This is a genomic window from Bradyrhizobium sp. SZCCHNS30572 (genome assembly GCF_032484415.1).
GTDB lineage: Bacteria > Pseudomonadota > Alphaproteobacteria > Rhizobiales > Xanthobacteraceae > Bradyrhizobium.
In genome coordinates this window covers 63,334-82,839 of the sequence record NZ_JAUESY010000004.1, presented here as the reverse complement: position 1 = coordinate 82,839, position 19,506 = coordinate 63,334, and the positions used below count along the sequence as shown (strand labels likewise).

Here is a 19,506-nt window from a genome sequence, read left to right as displayed (position 1 = left end):
CGGTTGGCAAGATTGGTTGGAAGGACAACGCCGACGTCCGACACCCCGTCAGAGCGCCAGCGCCTCGACAAATGGCTGTGGCATGCGCGGCTGGTGAAGGCGCGCACCAGCGCCGCCGCGCTGGTGTCGTCGGGGCACGTCCGGGTCAATGGTGTGCGCGAGACCTCGCCGGGCCATGGGGTGAAGACCGGTGATGTGCTGACCATCGCGCTCGATCGCAGCGTGCGCGTGCTCAAGGTGACCGGCTTTGCCGAGCGTCGCGGCGATGCTGCCTCGGTGCGCGGACTGTACGATGATCTGGATGGCGGACGATCCTGATCGATTGCGCCAGAGCAATGTCCAGTTCAGTTCTTCGCCCCGCTTCACTTGCGGCACATCACGTCCTGCGCTAGTCCAAGCCAGCCGAATTGTCGATCCGTTCCGGAGCCTTGGATGACTTACGTCGTCACCGAAAACTGTATCAAGTGCAAATACACCGATTGCGTTGAGGTCTGCCCGGTAGACTGCTTCTACGAGGGCGACAACATGCTGGTCATTCATCCGGACGAATGCATCGATTGCGGCGTGTGCGAGCCGGAATGCCCGGCCGACGCGATCAAGCCGGATACCGAGCCGGGGCTGGAGAAGTGGCTGGGCGTGAACGCCGAATATGCCAAGTCCTGGCCCAACATCACTCAGAAGAAGGACCCGCCGGCCGACGCCAAGGAGCACGACGGCGAGGATGGAAAGTTCCAGAAATATTTTTCGTCGAAGCCCGGCGCCGGAGACTGACGGTCGTCTCGCTACCTGCGAGGCACCAGCGCGCCCCGTCCTGCGGGGCGCCATCGCGCCGATCGAAATCGTTGCGCGGAAACAATGGCCTAGAACACCTCATGCGGTGAGCGGGAACCGCTGCATGAGTTGTTCTATTCCGGCACGTTGCACTTAACCCTAACTTCGTGGATCCGTCACAATACCGCCCCTGCGGCCTCTAAATCATTGATTTTTGCGGCAAATGTGCTATATATAGCACATTCTCAGAGCCGAACCCGGCCATGCGTAACCTTTTTTGGCCGCCCTTTTAGGTTCCCGCAACATCAAACAGGGGCGTGGCAGTTCCGCGCGCAGGCTGTGTCACAGAAAACGCGTAAAAAGAGTGCTTCCAAGAGTACAAAAAAAGCCGCCGCGGCCAGCCGCAGCGTTTCCAAGGGCCGTGCCCGGGCTCCTGTAAAGGAGATTCGGGCTGCCGCGAAGGCCTCGGCTGCCAAGTCCACCAAGAACAAAAGAAGCGCAATGCCTGAAAAGACTGCCAAGACTGCCGCGAAAGCATCCGCCGCGAAGACCACTCTTGCAAAGGACTCTGTTGCCAAGGCTGCGCCTGCCAAGGCCGCCGCTGCGCCCAAGGCTGCCACCAAGACCGCCGTTCCCGCGGCCGCTGCCCCTGTTGCCAAGCCCGCCGTCGCCGCCAAGCCGGCTGTTCCCGCCGCGGCCGCGCCGCGCGTCGAGGAAAAGAAGCTGCCGACCCAGCGCCAGGGCTTCAAGACCAACGAATTCGTCGTCTATCCGGCTCACGGCGTCGGCCAGATCCTGGCCATCGAGGAGCAGGAGATCGCGGGCGCCAAGCTCGAGCTGTTCGTCATCAACTTCATCAAGGACAAGATGACGCTGCGGGTGCCGACCGCCAAGGTCGCCAATGTCGGCATGCGCAAGCTGTCCGACCCGGCGCTGGTGAAGAAGGCGCTGGAGACCCTGAAGGGCCGTGCCCGCGTCAAGCGCACCATGTGGTCGCGTCGCGCCCAGGAATACGAAGCGAAGATCAATTCGGGCGACATCGTCGCGATCGCGGAGGTCGTGCGCGATCTCTACCGTTCGGAGTCGCAGCCCGAGCAGTCCTACAGCGAACGCCAGCTCTACGAAGCGGCGCTCGACCGTCTGTCGCGCGAGATCGCCGTCGTGCAGCACTCGACCGAGACCGAGGCCGTCAAGGAGATCGAGACGCAGCTCGCCAAGAGCCCGCGCCGCGGTGCCAAGACCGAAGCCGATGCGGTCGCCGAAGGTGATGCGGAAGGCGAGGGTGACGACATCGATGGCGACGACACCGCCGTGGCCGACGAGGCCGCCTGATCGACCGTTTGCGTTTTCGAATTAGTTGCTTACGAAAGCCCGGCCGCAAGGTCGGGCTTTTTTGTTTGGGCGTGTCGCCTTGACGACGTCCCGCTACTGTTCTTGGATCGTCAGCTGCGGGGTGTCTGCGCAGCGGGCGTCCCATGCTTTGCCTCGACATAGGGGGACGCCATGTCAAATCCGGTGCTTGGACTGGCATCCAGCCCTCTTGCTGAGCTCGTATTAGTCGACGTGTATCGCGACGGCGGTTCATACGATGCCCGTTTCGAGACCGTGGACGGTCAGCCGATCGCGCTCTGGCTGCAGCGATCGAGGATGCCCGATGCTGAGGGGCTGCACCACCGGGAGCTGTTCGTCCACGACGGACAGCAGGACCCGGACGATCTCCAGCCGGTGGCCATAGGCAGTGCGGAAGAGCAGGATGTTCTACATCGCCTCGACGAATTCGTGGTCGGCCACGGCTCCGGCTGCGATGTCGGCGCGCTTGCTCGTCTCGTAAAGATGATAGGCTACATTCGGCGCCGTGAGCCGGTTTTTCCTACTTCCCAGCTGGAACGACGTCCTCCGGAAAGCTGGCCGAGCTGAGCCGCCGCAGCCCCGTCACTCCACCACGATCTTGACGCGGTCGCGGACCTTGACCTGGGCGCGGGCGTCGAGGCCGTTGAGAACGCGGAAGCGCTCGACCGGGCGGTCGACGCCGGTCATGCGGTGCGCAAGCGATTCGACGGTATCGCCCGGCTGCACGGTGATCACCTTGATGCGCAGCGGCCGGGCCGACTGGATCTCCTCCAGGCTGAGCCGGCGGAACGAGTTCACCGTCTCCCGCGCATTGCGCTCGCTCTCGGTGGATTTCTGCCGCGAGGCGAAGATGAAGCGGTAGACGTCGCTGCCGACGCGCAACGCGTAGACCTTGAACTGCCAGGGATCGCCGCTCGCCGTGGTCGAGGCCGCCGGGAAGCCGTTGATCGTCAGCTCCTCGGTCGCCGACTTGTCGACGTTCTCCATCCAGCCGGAATTCAGATAGTCGCCGAGCGTCTGCTGGGCCGGCACGCGCACCACGTCGAAGCGCATCGCCTGCGCGCCGCCTTCGCGCACGCCGATCACCGCCTGCGCGGTGTTGTCGAGCGTGAAGTTCTCCGGCGCCTGGAAGGTGAAGCCGAGCTTCGGATGCAGGAAGCGCCGGCCGCGCACGAAGCCCTCGCTCGGGTCCTCGCCGTAGACGATGTTGTCGACTGCAGCCAAGTAGGTCTCGCGGTCATGCTCCCTGGCCTCGGGGGAGACGTATTGCTTGGCGATGGCGGCCGCGTTCTGCACCCGCTCCGGCGTCGCCGGATGCGACGACAGGAAGTCCTGCGCGCGCGGGTCGATTGCGACTTTACCGGCCTTCAACTCGGCATTGCGCTCCATCGAGCTCAGGAAGCGCGCCGCGCCGTAGGGATCGAACTTCGCCTTGGCGGAGATGCCGACGCCGATGCCGTCGGCCTCGAACTCCTGGGTGCGCGAGAAGCTCGCCATCGTCAGCTTGGTCTTGGCGAGCGCCAGCGCCGTCAGGTCCGGATCGTTGCCCATGTCTGAGACGACGCGGGTCACCACGGCGGCCTGCCGCGCCTGGTCCTCGCGGATCGCGGCATGGCGCGCCAGCACGTGCGCCATCTCGTGGCTCAGCACCGACGACAATTCGGAGGTGTCGTTGGCGAGCGCAATCAAGCCGCGTGTCACGTAGAGCTGGCCGGTCGGCAGCGCGAAGGCGTTGACCGCACCGGAATTCAGGATCGTGACCTTGTAGCCCTGGTCGGGGCGATCGGACACGGCCACGAGCCGGTCGACGATCTTGCCGATCAGGCCCTCGAGCTGGGGATCCTCATAGGCGCCGCCATAGGTTGCGAGAATGCGCTCGTGCTCGCGATCACTCGCCGGCGTCGTCTGCACCATCGCCGGCTTCGGCCGCGGCGTCGGCATCGGCGCCGTCGCCTGCTGCAACTTGCCCATGTCGCTGCAACCGGCCAACGCCAGTCCCAGGCACAGCAGCGCCGGTGCGATCCGCGAACCGCAGTTCATCACCGTCATGCGCTTTCGAACAGACAGGTTCACGTCGCTACTCACGTACCTCAGCGGTCAATTCCCGCTCAAAATCTCGATCTGGGCAGTCTGTGTCAGTTCCAGTCTCGGACCCGCATGCGCCTCAACCCAACCGCGCACGCGAACCTGCCGATTCGCAAGTGATTTGACGTCGATACCGGCACCTTCCAATACCGCCATCATACGCTTTGGAATAATCACCGCGAAGCCCCGTGTCCAGCTACGAGCGAAGTTCAGATAAGTTGTTGTCCCCGTCTGTCGTACGGACAACACCTTCCCTTCGACAACCGTAAATAGCCCTACGCGAGACAAAATATCGTCTGGACTTTCCGTGTTTTTTATGACGGTCCCAATCTTCCAGAGGCCGCGCCCGGCGCTGCGTGCCTCGGCTTCCGCCGCGCCCAGGCTGAGGGCGCAATCCCGGTCGGGCAGGTCGACCCCGCGCAGCACGGCGCCCTGCCGGAGCAGCTCGCTCTGCACTGGCTGGTCTGCGCCGGCCACGAACGCGAAGGCCCGCTGCCGGCCATAGCGGTCAGGGGTGTCGTCCTCTCCGCGCAGCACGACGTCGCGGCCGCGCAGCAGCACGCCCAACGCATCCATCGACGTCGCGCGCTGCTCCTCCGGCGGCACCTCGATGCCGGCGAGCCTGACCTCGCGACCGTCGTCGAGACGGAAGCTGCGTGCATCGATGATCTCGCTGACGTGGCCTTCGCCGAGCTCCGCGAACATGCACGGTGTGGCGTGACTCGCCGACATCATCGCGATGGTCGCGACGCTCGCGCCGAGCGCGATCAGCCTCCGTCTGCTCCGCATCCTGCGCTCTCTCGTCATGCTGCATCATCGCACGAAATTTCCATTCCACTGAGCGGAAAGCGGCGACCGGCGACGCTTTTGCTGAGCGTGCTGAGCGCTTGCCGCATGCGAAAGCGTGGGCCATGATGCGAACTATCAAAGAGGCCGTCGCCATGTAGCGACGCGCCCGGCAGGGAGGATATCGATGAGCAGAACCATCCGCGGCGCGGCGGCGTCGTTGTTTATGCTGGCGTCGGCGCTGACGTTGTCCGCAGGCGTGGCGCATGCGCAGAGCAAGCCGCCGCTGAAGATCGGCGGCATTCTCGACATGTCGAGCCTCTACGCCGACATCACCGGTCCCGGCAGCGAGACCGCGGCGAAGATGGCGGTGGAGGATTTCGGCGGCGAGGTGCTGGGCCGCAAGATCGAGGTGATCGCGGCCGACCATCTCAACAAGGCTGATCTCGCCGCCAACATCGCGCGCGACATGCTCGACAACCAGGGCGTCGAGATGATCTGGGATGTCGCAGCCTCCGCCACCGCGCTGGCCGCCGGCGAGATCGCCAAGGCGCGCAACAAGATCATCATCTTCAATGGCCCCGGCTCTGTCAGGCTCTCCAACGAGGCCTGCGGCCCGTACACCGTGCACTACGTGTTCGACACTTTTGCGCAGGCCAACGTCACGGGCCTGGCGGCGGTGAAGTCTGGCCTCGACACCTGGTTCTTCCTGACCGCGGACTACGCGTTCGGCCAGGATCTGGAAAAGGACACCACCGCCGTGGTGGTGAAGTCGGGCGGCAAGGTGCTCGGCAGCGTGCGTCATCCGCTCAACACCTCGGACTTCTCCTCCTTTCTGCTGCAGGCGCAGGCCTCCAAGGCCAAGGTGATCGGGCTCGCCAATGCCGGCGGCGACACCATCAACGCGATCAAGCAGGCCGCCGAATTCGGCCTCACCAAGGGCGGACAGAAGCTGTCGCCTTTGCTCGCCTTCGTCTCCGACATCGACAGCGTCGGGCTCGAGACGGCGCAGGGGCTGCTGGTCGCGGAAGCGTTCTACTGGGATCTCAACGACGACACCCGCGCCTTCACCAAGCGCTTCATGGAGCGCACCAAGCGCGTGCCGACCTCGGCCCAGGCCGGCGTCTATTCCTCCGTCACGCACTATCTGAAAGCCGTGAAGGCCGCGGGCACCACGGATGCGGACGCCGTCATGAAGCTGATGCGGGCGACCCCGATCAACGACATGTTCGCCAAGGGCGGCCGCATCCGCGAGGACGGCCGCATGGTGCACGACATGTATCTGTTCGAGGTCAAGAAGCCATCGGAATCGAAGAGCAGGTCCGACGACTACAAGCTGCTCGCGACCGTGTCTGGCAACGAGGCGTTCCAGCCGCTGGAAGCGTCGCGCTGCCCGCTCGTCAAGAAGTGACGGCCGGGGCGACGGCATTCCGGGGCGCGCCTGAGCAAGGCGCAAACTCTGCCGCGACATCCGTCGTTCCGAGGCAACGCGCAGCGTTGAACCCGGAACCTCGATGTGAGTCCATCAGCTCGGGATTCCGGGTTCGACGCTGACGCGTCGCCCCGGAATGACGGAGACATAACACCGGGAAACAACAAGGAGCGCCGGCCATGACGACCAACACCACCGTCCTGCAGCACCTCGACTCCGGCCTGCTCACGATCACGATGAACCGGCCGGAGCGGCGAAATGCGCTCAACAGCGACCTGACCAAGGGCCTGGTCGAGGCGGCGCATCGCGCGGCCAATGATCCGGAGGTGCGCGCGGTGCTGCTCAAGGGCGCCGGCGGCACGTTCTGCGTCGGCGGCGACGTCAAGGCGATGGCTGAAGCCAAGACCGCGCCCTCGTTCGAGACCAAGGTGACGACCTTGCGCGAGCGCATGGAGGTGTCGCGGCTGCTGCACCAGATGCAGAAGCCGGTGGTGGCGCAGATCGACGGCGCGGCCGCCGGCGCCGGCCTGTCGATCGCGCTGGCCTGCGATCTGCGGGTGGCCGGCGAGTCGGCCAAGATCACGACGGCCTTCGCCAAGGTCGGGCTGTCGGGCGATTTCGGCGGCACCTATTTCCTCACCCAACTGCTCGGCAGCGCCAAGGCGCGGGAGCTGTATCTGACCTCGCCAGTCCTGACGGCGCAGGAGGCGCTCACCCTGGGCATGGTCACCAAGGTCGTGCCCGACGCCGAGGTCGAAGCGGCCACGCGCGCGCTGGCGATGTCGCTGGCGCAGGGGCCGAGCGTGACGCTCGGCTACATCAAGCGCAACATCAACAATGCCGAGACGATGACCTTGGAGGCCTGCTTCGACGCCGAGGCGATGCATCACTCGCGCTGCAGCGACACCGAGGATCACAGAGAGGCGGCCAGGGCGTTCGTCGAGAAGCGCGCGCCGGTGTTTCAGGGCCGATAGCTCCGCGTTCTCCGTCATTGCGAGCGCAGCAATCCAGGGTTATGGCCTGAGCTCTGGATTGCTTCGCGTCGCTCGCAATGACGCCGCGGGCTCGTGTGAACAGGGGATTCCGCAAAGAGGGCTGCGATGGCTTACCTCCACCTCCGTCAGATCTGCCTGGTCGCGCCCCGGCTCGAGCCGGTGGTCTCGGACATCGCCGCGATCATGGGGCTGGAGGTCTGCTACCGCGATCCGCATGTCGGCAAATACGGGCTGGAGAATGCGCTGCTGCCGGTCGGGCCGATCCTGCTCGAGGTGATCGCGCCGACCCGCGAGGACACCGCGGCGGGACGCTTCCTGGACAAGACCGGCGGCCGCGGCGGCTACATGGCGATCTTCGCCTGCGATGATCCCGATGGCCGTGCCGCCCGTGCCAACGAGATGGGTGTGCGGACCGCCAACGTCATCGATCATCCGCCCTATCACGGGGTGCAACTGCATCCCCGCGACTGCCGCGCCGCCTTCATCGAGCTCAATCACACCGAGGGCAGCGACGATGTGCTCGGCCCGTATCCGCCCGCCGGGCCGGATTGGACGCGAGCGATCCGCAGCGACGTGACGTCGGCGCTGACCGAGGTGGTGCTGCAGAGCCCCGCGCCGGCTTCACTTGCCGCACATTGGGGGCGCATTCTCGATGTGGTGCCGGCGGCCGGCAGCGATGGTGTTGAGCAGTTGTACTTGCCGAACGCCCGTATCCGTGTCGAACCCGGCGAGCGCGAACTCATGAGCGGCCTGACGTTCCGCGTCGCCGATGCTGCACGTGTGGCCGACGCTGCGCGCGCCCGTGGCTATGCGGTTTCAGGCGGTCGCTTCACAACTGGCGGCGTTGCCTTCGCGTTGCAGGGGGCGGTCGCCAATTAGTCGATCGGCATGCCCGAGCTTGACCGGGCATCCACGTTCGTCTTTCCTCGTATCAAGACGTCATGGCCGGGACGAGCCCGGCCATGACGTCGATCGAAGCTCGCGGTTCGTCACCGCCCCTTGAAGTTCGCGAAGCGCCGCTCCTCCGTTGCCTTGACGCCTTCCTTGAAATCCTCGGTCGCGCGCAGCCGGGTCTGTTCGGCGAGTTCGTGCTCGGTTGCTGCCATCACACGGTCGGCGAGATTGGCGCGCATCGTGGCGCGGGTCGACAGCAGGCCGAGCGGCGAGCATTCGGCGATTTCCGCGGCGAGCTTCATCGCAGCCGTCCGCACCTGGTCCTGCGGCACGCATTCATTGGCGAGGCCCATCCTCAGCGCTTCCTCGCCGGTGACGCGGCGGCTGGTGTAGAACATCAGCTCGGCGTTGTTCTTGCCGACCAGTTCCGGCAGCGTCACCGTCAGGCCGAAGCCGGGGTGGAAGCCGAGCTTGGTGAAATTGGCGGAGAAGCGCGCTTCCGGACAGGTGACGCGGAAGTCGGCCGAGACGGCGAGGCCGAGCCCGCCGCCGATTGCGGCGCCGTGCACGGCGGCGACCACCGGTTTCTTGCAGCGGAAGATCCGCACCGCCTGCATGTAGAGATGGTTGATCGCCCCGAGGCTGTCGGCCGGATCGCCTTTGGCGCCGGCCGCTTCCTGCGCCTGGCGCGCCGGATCGGTGAAATTGGCGCCGGCGCAGAACGCCTTGCCCTGCGCCGCCAGCACCGAGGCGCGGATCTCGATATCGCGGTCGAAGCCTTCGAGCGCGTCGGCGATCTGGTTGATCAGCGCAATGTCGAAGAAATTGAGCGGCGGCCGGCGAATCTCGATCAGGCCGACATGGCCGTGGATCTCGACGCCGATGTCAGGGAAGTGGGTCATGGTGGGTCTCCGATTCTGCTTCTCCAGCGTCATTGCGAGCGCAGCGAAGCAATCCAGACTGTTGGTGCGGTCCTGGATCGCTCTCTGCGCTCGCGATGACGGAGCTACTTCCCCGCGCGTGCGGCTGCGATGATCGCGGCGTGTCGTCGACCCTCACCTTAATCCCAGCCCGCGCGCGATGATGCCGCGCAGCACCTCGGTGGTGCCGCCCTGGATCGTCAGCTTCGGCGCGGTCTGCATCGCAAAGGTCAGCTGGTTCTCCAAGGTTTCGCGATTTCCTGCGTTCTCCTCGACGAACGCGGCGAGGTCGCGGACGCGGTGCGGCAGCTGCTGCTCCCAGATCGTGCCGACGTCCTTGACGATCGAGGCCTCCACCACCGGCTCCTTGCCGGCCTGCAGCATGCCGGCGACCGACACCGACATCCGCCGCATCGTGTGCAGCTGAGCCACCAGCCGGCCGATGCCCTCCGCGCTGCGCGTGTCGGGGTTGGGACCGACCGCGCGCACCAGCTCGGTCAGCACGTAATAGGTTTCGAGGAAGCGCTCCGGTCCCGAGCGCTCATAGGCGAGCTCGGAGGTCGCTTGCTTCCAGGCGCCGTCGATCTCGCCGAGCTGATGATCGTCTGGCACGAAGGCGTCGGTGAAGACGACCTCGTTGAACTCCTTCTGCCCGGTGATCTGGCCGATCGGGTTCACCTTGATACCGGGCGACTTCATGTTGACCAAGAACTGGGTCAGGCCATGACGCCGGTTCTCCTTGGTCGACGGCGAGGTGCGGAAGATCGCGATCATGTAGTCGGCCATGTGCGCCGACGTGGTCCAGATCTTCGAGCCGTTGATCAACCAGCCGCTCTCGGTCTTCGTCGCGCGTGTCTTGGCGGCGAACAGGTCGGAGCCCGAGTTCGGCTCGCTCATGCCGATCGCGAAGCACAGCTCGCCGCGGCAGATGCGCGGCAGGATGTCCATCTTGATATGCTCGGGCGCGTAGCGCAGCAGGATCGGCCCGCTCTGCCGGTCGGCGACGAAGAAGCGCCTGACCGGCGCGTTGGCGACGCGCATTTCCTCGGTCACGACGTAGCGCTCCAGGAACGAGCGCTCGTGGCCGCCATATTGCTTCGGCCAGGTCATGCCGATCCAGCCGCGCGCGCCGACGCGGGCTGCAAACTCGCGCGCGTCGGCGTCCTCGCGCTTGGGCTGGTACGGGTTGAAGGTGCCGGCCGCGATCTCATCAGCGAGGAAGGCGCGCACCTCCTTGCGCAGCTCCTCGCATTCCCTCGGCAGCCGGATCGGATCGAAACGAAGTGCGCTCATGCAACAATCCTCTTCGTGGTCAGCGCGAGGCGACCAGCGGCCACAGCTCATCGGCGCCGCGCGCAGCGACGCGCTTGCCGAGCTCGACGGCCCAATGACTCTCGGAGCCGAAATCGTCGCGCCAGGCCAGCGCGCGCAGCGAGAAGCGGTGCAGGATGTGCTCGGTGGTGAAGCCGATGGCTCCGTGGACCTGATGCGCGATCGCCGCGCCCTTCTCGGCGGCCTCGGCGCAGCGGATCTTGGCCGCGGCGGCTTCGAGAAACACCGCCTCGTCGAATGCGGCGGCCCGCGCGATCGCATCCGCGGCGGATGTCGCGGCCGCGCTCGCGGCGGCGCTCTCACCGGCCAGCCGTGCCAGGTTGTGCTGCACCGCCTGGAATTTGCCGATCGGCTTCTCGAAGGCGACGCGCTCACCCGCATAGTTGACGCTGATCGCGAGCAGCCGATCCAGCGCGCCGGCGATCTGCAGTCCGCGGGCGACGCCGCCCATCAGCATCAAGGTGGTGGCGTCGAAGCCGGCCGGTGCCGGCCGGCATGCCAGCGGCATGATCTTGTCGAACGTCACCGCGTCGCTGGGATCGTTGGCGAGGTTGAGGCCCGCGTCGATGCGCAGCCGCGCGGTCTCGACCAGCGCGATCGACACGCCGTCTCCGCCCTCGGCGAGCACGGCAACGTGCTGCGCCGTCCTTGCGAACGGCACGCCGCGGGCACGGCCGGACAAGGTGCCGTCGGTGTCGAGCGTGATCCGGTCCCTCGGATGAGCCGGCGCGATCGTCATGGCGCCGTCGGGGGAGGCAATGCCGCCTTGTTGCAGCAGCCAGCCCGCGAGCAGCGTCTCGGCCAGCGGCACCGCAATCGCAAAACGGCCGGCGGCATTGATGATCTCAAAGCCATCGGCGAGGTCAGTGCCGGCGCCGCCGAACTCCTCGCCCACCCAGGCGAGCGTCAGGCCGGCCTCGCTCAGCGCCCGCCACAGCGGCGCCGTCCAGCGGCCGTCCTTGTCGTGGTTGATCGTCTGCGGGTCGGCGAGATCGGCGAAGATCCTTTCCGCGGTCGCAACGACGATGTTCTCAGCTTCCGCCACAGCGCTCCTCGCCCTCGTTGTCGTCGGTCTCGGCGCGCCATGTCCTGCGCGCGCCGACGATGTTTTGCCGGCATGATGAGCGCAAGCGACGGCCCTGACAAGCGTAGCCCGCTGCAGGGCCCCGTCCGCTCGCCGCATGGAGGCGAGCGATTTCCGCGCTGCGGAGATTGTGCCGATTTTGCAGATGCAGCGATGTTGGCTAAGAAGAAGCAAGGCAAACAGGGAGGTGCGGAATGGCTGAAGGTCTGTGCGCGGTCGTGACGGGGTCGGCGTCCGGCCTCGGAGCCGCGACCGCGTTGCTGCTGGCGAAGGCCGGCATGCGCATCGTCGTGAACTATTCGAACAGCAAGAGTGAAGCCGAGCAGACCGCTGATCTCTGCCGCAAGGAAGGAGTCGAGGTCGTCGTCATTCAAGGCGACGTGTCGCGCGATGAGGATTGCCGCAAGATCGTCGCCGCCGCTGCGGCTTGGGGCCGGCTGGATGCCCTCGTCAACAATGCCGGCACCACCAAGCACGTGCCGCACGATCAGCTCGATGGCCTTTCGGCGGAGGATTTCCAGCGCATCTTCGCAGTCAACACCATCGGCCCCTTCCAGATGGTGCGCGCCGCGCGGCCGCTGCTGGAAGCGGCGGCCAAGGCGACGGCGCGTGCGTCCGCGGTCGTCAACGTCTCGTCGGTAGCCGGCATCAGCGGCATCGGCTCGTCGGTCGCCTACGCCGCCAGCAAGGGCGCGCTGAACACGATGACGCTATCGCTGGCGCGCGCCCTGGCGCCTGCGATCCGCGTCAACACCGTCTGCCCCGGCTACATCGATACGCCCTGGTTCACCAAGGGCCGCGGCGAGGCCGGTGCCAAGCAGGTGCGCGATGCGGTGGTCGCGCGGGTGCCGCTGCGCGCGGCTTCATCCGCTGAGGACATCGCGCAGCTCGTGGCGTTCCTGGCGAGCCCGGCGTCAGGCCACATGACCGGCGAGGTCGTGCGCATGGATGCGGGGATGCATCTGTTGGGGTGAAATCGTCATGGCGAGCGGCCGCTGTGGTCGCTCGCGATGACGTGGCGCGAGGCCGTTACCGATTGAAATCGCGGATCGTGCCGCTCGCGACCAGCCTGTTCCAGATGAACAGCACCACGATCGCGCCGAGGGTTGCGGTCACGTAGCCCGCGCCCTGGTCGGGGCTGTAATGGCCGATGGCCTGCCCGATGGCGGTGGCGATGAACGCGCCGACGATTCCGAGCACGATGGTCAGGATGAAGCCGGAGGGATTGTTGGGACCCGGCGATAGAAGCCGCGCCAGGAAGCCGGCGACCAGCCCGACGATCAGAATGTGCAGCATGAGTCTCGTCCTTCCCGTCAACGATCGCGGAGCGTCAGATCCGGCCCGCCAACTCATGCTCGGTCGGCAGCCGACCGTCCGGCGTGAGCTGATCGATCACTTTCGGCAGGTACTGGCTTAGCCCGTTCAACAGCTCGTCGCGCGACAGCCCGCTCTGCGCGGTGAGCTGATCGATCTGATCGGCGCCGAGCGCATTGGCGAGATCGCCGGGCGAGATCGGCTTGTTCTCGCCGGGGGAGACCCAGGAGTTCGCGGTGTCGCCATGGCCTTTGTCCTGGAACTGGCGCAGGAGATCGCCGAGCCCGCCCGACAACACGCTGCCGGCCGCGCCGCCCGCAAGCAGGCCGCCCAGGCCGCCGGCGATGATGTTGCCGAGGCCGCCACCAAGCGCACCGCCGAGCGGTCCGCCTTGATTCCCGGTCGGCTGGGGCGGCGGGACTGGCGCAGGCGCCGCGTTCGGCTGCTGTCCATTCTGCGAGAAATGCTTCACCGCTTTCCACGCCAGCAAAGCGAGGATCGCCATCGTCATCGGCGACATGCCGCCGTTCTTCTGCGTGGTCGGATGACTCGGCCCGCTCGGGCCGTTCTGCATGCCGTTGAGGATATCGAGTAGACCCATGACCTGCTCCTGCGCCCCGCGCCGACAAACCTATGGGCTTGCGCGCGGCGTTACAAGCCGCGGTCAGATTCGTCGCACAGGGGAACGTGTCGCGCGCGGCTCAGTTCCGGGCTTCGGCCCGTTTCGGCGCCTTGGCTCCGGGCGGTGCGGCTGCGGCCTGGCTCGGGCCGGTGAACATCCGCTTCAGCTCGTCGAGCTTCTCCGACAGGACTGGAAAGTTGCACGAGAACGAATCGCGGCGCCAGCCGTCCTTGGCGCATTGCGCTGCCTTGATGCGGGCGCGTGCCTCCACGTTCGACGTCGGCGGCGGCAATCCGCCCTGCGCGGTCGCGGCCGGGGGCTTGTTCGGCCGTTGCGGCGGCGGGGCCGGCATGGCCGGCTTCGGCGGCTCGATCGCGGCCCGCGCCGTCATGTCCCGGAGCGAGGGCTGGAGGTCCTGCGTTTGCGGCCGCGACATCATCGCCGAGCTCATGTTGGCGTGGCGCTGGCGCTCGAGGTATTGCGTATACTGCTGGTCGATGAACTTCTGCTCTTCGGCCGTGGGATTGGGGCCGGCGATGTCGAAGCTGCGATCCTGCATGAAGTCGTAATAGACGTAGCCGCCGCCCGGCTTCCGTCTCCCGGCAAATTTCGCGTTGCATTGCGCCAGCGCCGCCGTCTTCTCCTCCTTGGAGGCGGACTTCTCGGCAGCGTCGGCACACTCCTCGAAATCCGTCGGGGAGCGGCTCCACCATTCCGCATGCGCGCGTTGAGGTTGCACGGCAGGCAGGCAGGTGATCGCTGCAAAGACCAGTACTGGCAGGCGGGGTGGGTACACGAACGGTAATCCTCAGCGGCTCCCCGCCTCAGATGACGGGAGATTGTCGCCATTTTGCGGCGGGGTGTGACTCCAATGCTGCGTAAATTGAGACTTTCTTCTTTATCTGCCGTGGTTCCGTGATCTCGTTGCCACAGTCGGGCCGGCAATGACGGCAGCGCCGTTCGTGAATCGCGCCTTGCTGTGGCGCCGGAACGATACGCAGCATTTTTCCACCATTTTCATCCCGCCGTAGTTGACGAAACTAATCTTGACGCTGGAAAGATTGGTGTTGACGAGACCGGGCAAGCGCTCCTATGAATATCTTGACAATGGAAAGATGAGCTGCGCCGCCCGGTGCGGAGGAGAGGCTGCGATGAAAGTGTTCCTCACGGTCAAGCTGGCGCTGTTGCCGTTCGTCGCGTTCTGGACCCTGCTGGCCTGGCATCAGCCGGCATGGGCGGTGTGGTCCGCGCTGGCCCTGGCGCTCGCCGCCAACGTCTGGCGAGCCTCCCGGAGCGAGCTCGCGCTGCTGGAGCTCGGAAGCCTCGCCCTTTTCGTCGTGCTGGCGATCGCCAACGACGTCGCGCCGAATTGGACGGCCGGCAACGCGCTGTGGCTGTCCTTCGCAGGGCTCGGCCTCATCAGCTTCGCTTCGCTCGCCGTCGGCCGTCCCTGGACCGCGGACTATTCCCGCTCGGCCTATGCCGACAGCGCCTCGACGCCCCAATTCCACCTGATCAACATGATGATGACCGGGCTCTGGGGCGTCCTGTTCCTGGTCCTCGGCCTGTGCCGCTGGGCCGGCGTCGCCTCCTGGATCGCGACGATGATCGTCGTCGGCGGCGCGCTGATCTCGATCTTCGGCCCGCGCTTCGCAATTCGCCAGGCCTTGCTGCGCATGCGGGCCGCGCGCGAGGAGTGCCATTGGCCGGCACCGGGCTTCACCCCCGCGGCCGGCGTCGACTGCGACGTCGCGGTGATCGGCGCCGGAATCGGCGGGCTGACGGCCGCCGCCCTGCTCGCGGAGTCCGGGTTGAAGGTGAAGGTGTTCGATCACCACGTGGTGCCGGGCGGCTTCTGCCACACTTATCTTCGCAAGGCTCACCACGACAACAAGCCGGTGCTGTATCGCTTCGATGCAGGGCCGCACGATTTCTCCGGCGTCTGGCCGGGCGGGCCTGTCGACAGCGTGCTGCGCCGGCTCGGCGTCGCCGACCGCATCCAGTGGCGGCGGGTCACCCACTCCTACCGTCTCGCCGGCCGCCGCGTCGACGTGCCAGCGGACTGGCGTGCTTATGTCCGACTGCTCTGCGAGATGTTTCCCGCCAGCGCGGACGGGCTCACCCGGCTGTTCGACACCATCCATGCCATTTTCGAAAGCATGTACGCGACGGGGCAGGGTCGCAGCGGCATTCCCGGCATGCCCGCCACATTGGAGGAGATGCTGGCCTTCCCGCGCAAGCATCCGCAGGCGTTCAGGTGGATGAACCGCCCGTTCGACGAGCTCGTCGCCGCCCATGTCTCCGATCCCGAACTCATCGCCTATCTCAATGCGCTGTCGGGCTATCTCGGCGACGGCAGCGAGACGCTGAGCTGCGCCCAGATGGTCCCGATCTTCGGCTACTATTTCAAGGGCGGCTTCTATCCGGTCGGCGGCTCCGGCCGCCTCGCGGACGTGCTCGCCGAGGCGGTCACCGCCAGGGGGGGCGAGGTGCATCTGAAATCCAGGGTCACGCGCATCCTGGTCGAGGAGGGCCGCGCCGTTGGCGTCGTGCTCGGCAACGGCCGCACGGTTCGCGCGCAGGCGGTGGTCTCGAATGCCGATCTCGGCCGTACCTTCACCGAGCTTCTGAGTCCCGACGATCTGCCCGCCGGTTTTCGCGAGCGTGCCCGCACCCTCGCGCCGGCGACGTCGTGCTTCTCGGTGCATCTCGGCCTCGACATCGTGCCCGACATCGCGCCCGCCACGCATCTCGATACGCCGATGGGAATCGGCCTTGCCGTGATGTCCAAGCTCGACCCGTCGGCGGCGCCCGAAGGCCATGCCACGATGACGATCATCACCCTCGTGCCGCACGATCAGGCCACGCGCTGGTTTCCGGGCGAGGGCGGCGACGACTGGAAGGCGTGGCGGCGCTCGCCGGACTACGAGGCCCGCAAGCAGCAGCTCGGCGATGCCATGGTTGCCGCTGCCGCGACCGTCATTCCCGACTTGTCCAGGCATATCGTCTATCGGACCGACGCCAGCCCGGTGACCTATGCACGCTATGATCTCGCCAGCGCCGGCGCGATCTATGGCGTGGCGCAGTCGGGACGGCTGAAGGGCGCCAAGGCGCCGGTGCGCAATCTCGTCATCGCCGGCGGCGGCAATGCCGGAGCGGGCGTCGAGGCCGTGGTGATCTCGGGCGCGGAGGCGGCCGAGGCGCTGGTGCCGGGTCTGCTGGCGCGCGCATCGGCAGTCGCGTCGGACGCGGTGACGGCGCGGCCGCGGGCGGCCTGAGCGCGGCGCCTGCCGCAGCTCGGGCGTATCAAGGCGTATAGAGGTAGCGCAGCAGGGTGCGGCCGACGGTCTCCAGGCTCTGCGCCGAGCACTGCTCGATCGTATCCTGCGTGGTGTTGAAATAGGGCTCGTAGTCGAAGTCGATGACGAGGAAGCTCGGAATGCCGGCCTGCTGCAGCGCCGTGTGGTCGTCGCTGATCGGATACGCCGTGGGCTCCGGCGAGAACGCCGATGGCGCGATACGGCTGCCGATGCTCCAGAACCTCTTGACCTCGGGCAACGCCGAGGCCAGCGACGACGGCTCCGGCTGCAGCTTGAGATCCTTGTCGCAGACCATGTCGAAATCGACTGCCTTCTCCGGCTTGTGCGTCGGATAATAGGTCTTCAGGTTGGCCGCGAAATGCGGCGAGCCCAGCGGGCGCCAGGTCGGATCGCCGGCGCCGAGCGATTTCGGCCCCTCCTCGCCGTCGAAGAAGATCATGTCGATGCCGACGTCGGGCTTCGGCGACAGCGACAGCACGCGTGCGGTCTCGAGCAGCAGCGCCACCGCCGAGGCGGAGTTGTTGGCGCCCGGCATCGGTGCGTCCGGCGATTTGGGATCGCGATAGGCCTTGATGATGCTGTCGTAATGGGTGGCGACGATGACGCGCCGCGGGTTCTGCACCTGGAAGCGGGCGATGATGTTGGTCAGCGGGATCGCCTTGCCGTCATCGCCCTTGGCGGTGAAGCTCTGCGTGAGCACGGCGTCCGCCGCGCTCTTGGCCATCGCTGCCTTGATGTAGTCGATCGTTTTCTGATGTCCCGGCTCGCCCATCGATCGCGGCGTGAACCGCAGCAGATCGGCGATGACAGCCATTGCGCGCTGACCGTCCCACAATTCGATCTGCGCGTCCGCGGCGTAGGCGGTCGGCGACATCAGCAGCAATACGGCCGCTGTCGCGGTGGCGGCGAGGCGAGGCCAGAACTCAGTCATCCGCAAAGCTCTTCAATGATGGAAATCAGGACGTCTTCTTGCCGAAGGGAATGAACAGGATGCCGGCGCAGCCAGCCAGCGTCACGGCGAAATAATAGGTGATCGCGCGCGAGCCGATCGTCGGAATCAGCGCAAACGTCGTGACCAGCGTGCCGACGACGTTGCCGATGGTCGAGACGCCATAGACCAATCCGGCGACACGGCCGGCCTCGCCGGCCGAGCGCGTCAACAGGCTGACGGCGATCGGCGAGAAGGTGCCGAGCAGGGTCAGCGGCACCAGCAGCAGCGCGGTCGAGGCCATCAGCGTCGCCATCGGTCCGTCGCCGATGCTGTCGAGGATGTCGGCCATGACGGTGTCGGCGGTCGCCGGCACCAGCGCCATGTAGGCGGCGGCGATCAGGATCATGGTGCCGATGGTGCGCGTCGTCGGCTGCCGGTCGACGATGGCGCTGCCGGCGAAATAGCCGATCGCGAGCGCGCACAGCACGGTCGAGATCAGGCTGGCCCAGGCGCCGATGCCGCTGCCGAAATACGGGTTGAGGTAGCGGCTGCCGAGCATCTCGAAGCCCATCAGCACGCAGCCGACCAGGAACGAACAGAGATAGATCGCCAGCATGCCGGCGCGGGACACCGGCGCGCTCATGGCAGCTTCTTGTTGTGGCGCTCGATGCTCTTCAGCGCCTCGACCGGCGCGAAGTCGTCGGTCAGCACCTTGGCCTTGGCGTCGATCACCTGGCCGTTATCGATGTCGATGCGCTTGCGCTGCGCCAGCATGTCGGCGAGCTTGTAGCGGAAGCCGAATTCCTTGTCGCGCTCTTGCGCGATGGCGGCGAGATCCTCGGGCTTCCGCTCGTCGCCGGGATAGGCGACCATCACGATGTTGCCGCCGGCCTCGTAGAAGTCGACCTGCGGGAACACGCTGTGGATGGTCTTGACCGCGGCGTCGAACAGCATGGTCGACGGCTCGACGTTCTGCGCCACCACGCCGCCCTCGGCGAGATGCTCCTTGACGAGCTGGTAGAATTCCTTGGTCAGCAGGTGGAACGGCACGAACGGTCCGCGATAGGCGTCGATCAGGATGATGTCGTAGCGCTCCTTGGATTCCTGCACGAACAGCCGGCCGTCGCGGTTGGCGACGTGGAAGTTCGGCTCCTCCTTGATGCCGAAATACTTCTTGGCGAGCTCCAGCACGGTCGGATCGAGCTCGACCGACGTCACCTGCACCTTGGGCAGGAAGCGGTGCAGGTACCAGGCGGTGCGGCCGCCACCGAAGCCGATCTCCAGGACCGAGCCGACATTCTTTGCGTACATGACGCTCGCGGTCATGAAGCGGGTATAGTCGACCGGCAGATCGAGCTCGTCCTGGGTGTTGTAGACGCTCTCGGTATAGATGCGCCGGTTGTGACCGAACGTCATGCTGCGGTAGGGCGCCTGCTCATAGACATAGATGTTGTTGTAGAGCGACTCCTTCGACTCCAGCAGATGGCGGGTGTCCTGCGCGCTTGCGGCGGCGATGGAGAGGAAGCTTGCGAACACGCCTGAAATGACCGACCGGATGAGCATCGACTTGTCTGTGTCCCTCGGCTGAAATGGGCAGGCGCGCTGGATCGAGCGGACCTCGTGGCGCCGGACGCCTGGCCCGGCCACGAGATGCGCTCAGGCACGACCAA

Annotated in this window: 20 protein-coding genes; 9 read left to right on the top strand and 11 right to left on the bottom strand. The window is 66.1% G+C overall.

The genetic code is table 11. The features are described 5' to 3' along the window. Positions 1–12 precede the first annotated feature (12 nt). The 4 genes from QX048_RS11650 to QX048_RS11635 all read left to right on the top strand — a co-directional run bounded on the left by QX048_RS11650 (position 13) and on the right by QX048_RS11635 (position 2,688). Entirely contained in the window at positions 13–318 is a 306-nt protein-coding gene (locus QX048_RS11650) for an RNA-binding S4 domain-containing protein (protein WP_315752296.1), read from the top strand. Between the two features lie 114 nt (positions 319–432). Further along, complete coding sequence (fdxA, locus tag QX048_RS11645; protein WP_315715248.1) at positions 433–771, top strand: ferredoxin FdxA; 339 nt, start codon at positions 433–435, stop codon at positions 769–771. A gap of 501 nt (positions 772–1,272) precedes the next feature. Further along, complete coding sequence (locus tag QX048_RS11640; protein ID WP_315825512.1) at positions 1,273–2,103, top strand: CarD family transcriptional regulator; 831 nt, start codon at positions 1,273–1,275, stop codon at positions 2,101–2,103. 171 nt (positions 2,104–2,274) lie between these two features. Continuing rightward, positions 2,275–2,688, top strand: coding sequence for a hypothetical protein (locus QX048_RS11635; protein WP_315825511.1), 414 nt, complete (start codon positions 2,275–2,277; stop codon positions 2,686–2,688). 15 nt (positions 2,689–2,703) lie between these two features. On the opposite strand, the gene QX048_RS11630 is transcribed toward QX048_RS11635, so the two are convergent. Continuing rightward, positions 2,704–4,170, bottom strand: coding sequence for a M48 family metalloprotease (locus tag QX048_RS11630; protein WP_315715427.1), 1,467 nt, complete (start codon positions 4,168–4,170; stop codon positions 2,704–2,706). A gap of 48 nt (positions 4,171–4,218) precedes the next feature. Continuing rightward, positions 4,219–4,995: a thermonuclease family protein gene (locus tag QX048_RS11625; RefSeq protein ID WP_315752293.1), complete on the bottom strand. Its 777-nt coding sequence runs from the start codon at positions 4,993–4,995 to the stop codon at positions 4,219–4,221. Between the two features lie 223 nt (positions 4,996–5,218). On the opposite strand from QX048_RS11625, the gene QX048_RS11620 reads away from it, so the two are divergent. From QX048_RS11620 to QX048_RS11610, 3 genes are all read left to right on the top strand, one after another. Then, positions 5,219–6,403 carry an ABC transporter substrate-binding protein gene (locus QX048_RS11620; RefSeq protein ID WP_315825817.1) on the top strand — a complete coding sequence of 395 codons (1,185 nt, stop codon included), beginning with the start codon at positions 5,219–5,221 and terminating at the stop codon, positions 6,401–6,403. A 200-nt stretch (positions 6,404–6,603) separates the two neighbouring features. After that, entirely contained in the window at positions 6,604–7,398 is a 795-nt protein-coding gene (locus tag QX048_RS11615) for an enoyl-CoA hydratase (protein ID WP_315825510.1), read from the top strand. A gap of 126 nt (positions 7,399–7,524) precedes the next feature. Continuing rightward, the gene (locus QX048_RS11610; RefSeq protein WP_315825509.1) at positions 7,525–8,298 is read left to right on the top strand and encodes a hypothetical protein; all 774 of its coding nucleotides are present in this window, start codon (positions 7,525–7,527) and stop codon (positions 8,296–8,298) included. Positions 8,299–8,408: 110 nt separating this feature from the next. Here the strand turns inward: QX048_RS11610 and QX048_RS11605 are convergent, their stop codons facing one another. The 3 genes from QX048_RS11605 to QX048_RS11595 form a co-directional block, all read right to left on the bottom strand. Beyond that, entirely contained in the window at positions 8,409–9,215 is an 807-nt protein-coding gene (locus QX048_RS11605) for an enoyl-CoA hydratase/isomerase family protein (RefSeq protein WP_315715253.1), read from the bottom strand. A 153-nt stretch (positions 9,216–9,368) separates the two neighbouring features. Further along, positions 9,369–10,526, bottom strand: a complete 1,158-nt coding sequence (locus tag QX048_RS11600; RefSeq protein ID WP_315825508.1) for an acyl-CoA dehydrogenase family protein — start codon at positions 10,524–10,526, stop codon at positions 9,369–9,371. A gap of 19 nt (positions 10,527–10,545) precedes the next feature. Continuing rightward, positions 10,546–11,610 (bottom strand): acyl-CoA dehydrogenase family protein, encoded by a 1,065-nt coding sequence (locus QX048_RS11595; protein ID WP_315825507.1) that lies wholly within the window; start codon positions 11,608–11,610, stop codon positions 10,546–10,548. 233 nt (positions 11,611–11,843) lie between these two features. Here QX048_RS11595 and QX048_RS11590 point away from each other — a divergent pair, with 233 nt between their 5' ends. Then, positions 11,844–12,623, top strand: a complete 780-nt coding sequence (locus QX048_RS11590) for an SDR family oxidoreductase (protein WP_315715256.1) — start codon at positions 11,844–11,846, stop codon at positions 12,621–12,623. A gap of 55 nt (positions 12,624–12,678) precedes the next feature. Here QX048_RS11590 and QX048_RS11585 read toward each other — a convergent pair whose 3' ends face one another. The 3 genes from QX048_RS11585 to QX048_RS11575 form a co-directional block, all read right to left on the bottom strand. Further along, entirely contained in the window at positions 12,679–12,945 is a 267-nt protein-coding gene (locus QX048_RS11585; protein ID WP_315715257.1) for a GlsB/YeaQ/YmgE family stress response membrane protein, read from the bottom strand. A gap of 34 nt (positions 12,946–12,979) precedes the next feature. Beyond that, the gene (locus tag QX048_RS11580; protein ID WP_315752288.1) at positions 12,980–13,564 is read right to left on the bottom strand and encodes a YidB family protein; all 585 of its coding nucleotides are present in this window, start codon (positions 13,562–13,564) and stop codon (positions 12,980–12,982) included. 100 nt (positions 13,565–13,664) lie between these two features. Next, positions 13,665–14,366, bottom strand: a complete 702-nt coding sequence (locus QX048_RS11575; RefSeq protein WP_409977942.1) for a hypothetical protein — start codon at positions 14,364–14,366, stop codon at positions 13,665–13,667. A 370-nt stretch (positions 14,367–14,736) separates the two neighbouring features. Between QX048_RS11575 and QX048_RS11570 the strand changes: the two genes are divergently transcribed. After that, positions 14,737–16,863: an NAD(P)/FAD-dependent oxidoreductase gene (locus tag QX048_RS11570; RefSeq protein WP_315752286.1), complete on the top strand. Its 2,127-nt coding sequence runs from the start codon at positions 14,737–14,739 to the stop codon at positions 16,861–16,863. A 28-nt stretch (positions 16,864–16,891) separates the two neighbouring features. On the opposite strand, the gene QX048_RS11565 is transcribed toward QX048_RS11570, so the two are convergent. From QX048_RS11565 to QX048_RS11555, 3 genes are read right to left on the bottom strand one after another with little or no spacing between them, the layout of a single operon-like run. After that, entirely contained in the window at positions 16,892–17,836 is a 945-nt protein-coding gene (locus QX048_RS11565; RefSeq protein ID WP_315825506.1) for a M28 family peptidase, read from the bottom strand. Positions 17,837–17,861: 25 nt separating this feature from the next. Further along, a complete protein-coding gene (locus tag QX048_RS11560) occupies positions 17,862–18,479 on the bottom strand; it encodes a fused MFS/spermidine synthase (protein ID WP_315825505.1) in 618 nt (205 codons plus the stop codon). After that, entirely contained in the window at positions 18,476–19,399 is a 924-nt protein-coding gene (locus QX048_RS11555; RefSeq protein WP_315715263.1) for a fused MFS/spermidine synthase, read from the bottom strand. The genes QX048_RS11560 and QX048_RS11555 overlap by 4 nt, the downstream gene beginning before the upstream one ends. Between the last annotated feature and the right edge of the window lie 107 nt (positions 19,400–19,506).

What these genes read in the sequence shown, in the direction of transcription:
- fdxA (WP_315715248.1), top strand. Translation starts at nt 433, where the DNA reads ATGACTTACGTCGTCACCGAAAACTGTATCAAGTGCAAATACACCGAT.
- QX048_RS11640 (WP_315825512.1), top strand. Translation starts at nt 1,273, where the DNA reads ATGCCTGAAAAGACTGCCAAGACTGCCGCGAAAGCATCCGCCGCGAAG.
- QX048_RS11635 (WP_315825511.1), top strand. Translation starts at nt 2,275, where the DNA reads ATGTCAAATCCGGTGCTTGGACTGGCATCCAGCCCTCTTGCTGAGCTC.
- QX048_RS11630 (WP_315715427.1), bottom strand. Translation starts at nt 4,170, where the DNA reads ATGACGGTGATGAACTGCGGTTCGCGGATCGCACCGGCGCTGCTGTGC.
- QX048_RS11625 (WP_315752293.1), bottom strand. Translation starts at nt 4,995, where the DNA reads ATGCGGAGCAGACGGAGGCTGATCGCGCTCGGCGCGAGCGTCGCGACC.
- QX048_RS11620 (WP_315825817.1), top strand. Translation starts at nt 5,219, where the DNA reads ATGCTGGCGTCGGCGCTGACGTTGTCCGCAGGCGTGGCGCATGCGCAG.
- QX048_RS11615 (WP_315825510.1), top strand. Translation starts at nt 6,604, where the DNA reads ATGACGACCAACACCACCGTCCTGCAGCACCTCGACTCCGGCCTGCTC.
- QX048_RS11610 (WP_315825509.1), top strand. Translation starts at nt 7,525, where the DNA reads ATGGCTTACCTCCACCTCCGTCAGATCTGCCTGGTCGCGCCCCGGCTC.
- QX048_RS11605 (WP_315715253.1), bottom strand. Translation starts at nt 9,215, where the DNA reads ATGACCCACTTCCCTGACATCGGCGTCGAGATCCACGGCCATGTCGGC.
- QX048_RS11600 (WP_315825508.1), bottom strand. Translation starts at nt 10,526, where the DNA reads ATGAGCGCACTTCGTTTCGATCCGATCCGGCTGCCGAGGGAATGCGAG.
- QX048_RS11590 (WP_315715256.1), top strand. Translation starts at nt 11,844, where the DNA reads ATGGCTGAAGGTCTGTGCGCGGTCGTGACGGGGTCGGCGTCCGGCCTC.
- QX048_RS11585 (WP_315715257.1), bottom strand. Translation starts at nt 12,945, where the DNA reads ATGCTGCACATTCTGATCGTCGGGCTGGTCGCCGGCTTCCTGGCGCGG.
- QX048_RS11580 (WP_315752288.1), bottom strand. Translation starts at nt 13,564, where the DNA reads ATGGGTCTACTCGATATCCTCAACGGCATGCAGAACGGCCCGAGCGGG.
- QX048_RS11570 (WP_315752286.1), top strand. Translation starts at nt 14,737, where the DNA reads ATGAAAGTGTTCCTCACGGTCAAGCTGGCGCTGTTGCCGTTCGTCGCG.
- QX048_RS11565 (WP_315825506.1), bottom strand. Translation starts at nt 17,836, where the DNA reads ATGACTGAGTTCTGGCCTCGCCTCGCCGCCACCGCGACAGCGGCCGTA.
- QX048_RS11560 (WP_315825505.1), bottom strand. Translation starts at nt 18,479, where the DNA reads ATGAGCGCGCCGGTGTCCCGCGCCGGCATGCTGGCGATCTATCTCTGT.
- QX048_RS11555 (WP_315715263.1), bottom strand. Translation starts at nt 19,399, where the DNA reads ATGCTCATCCGGTCGGTCATTTCAGGCGTGTTCGCAAGCTTCCTCTCC.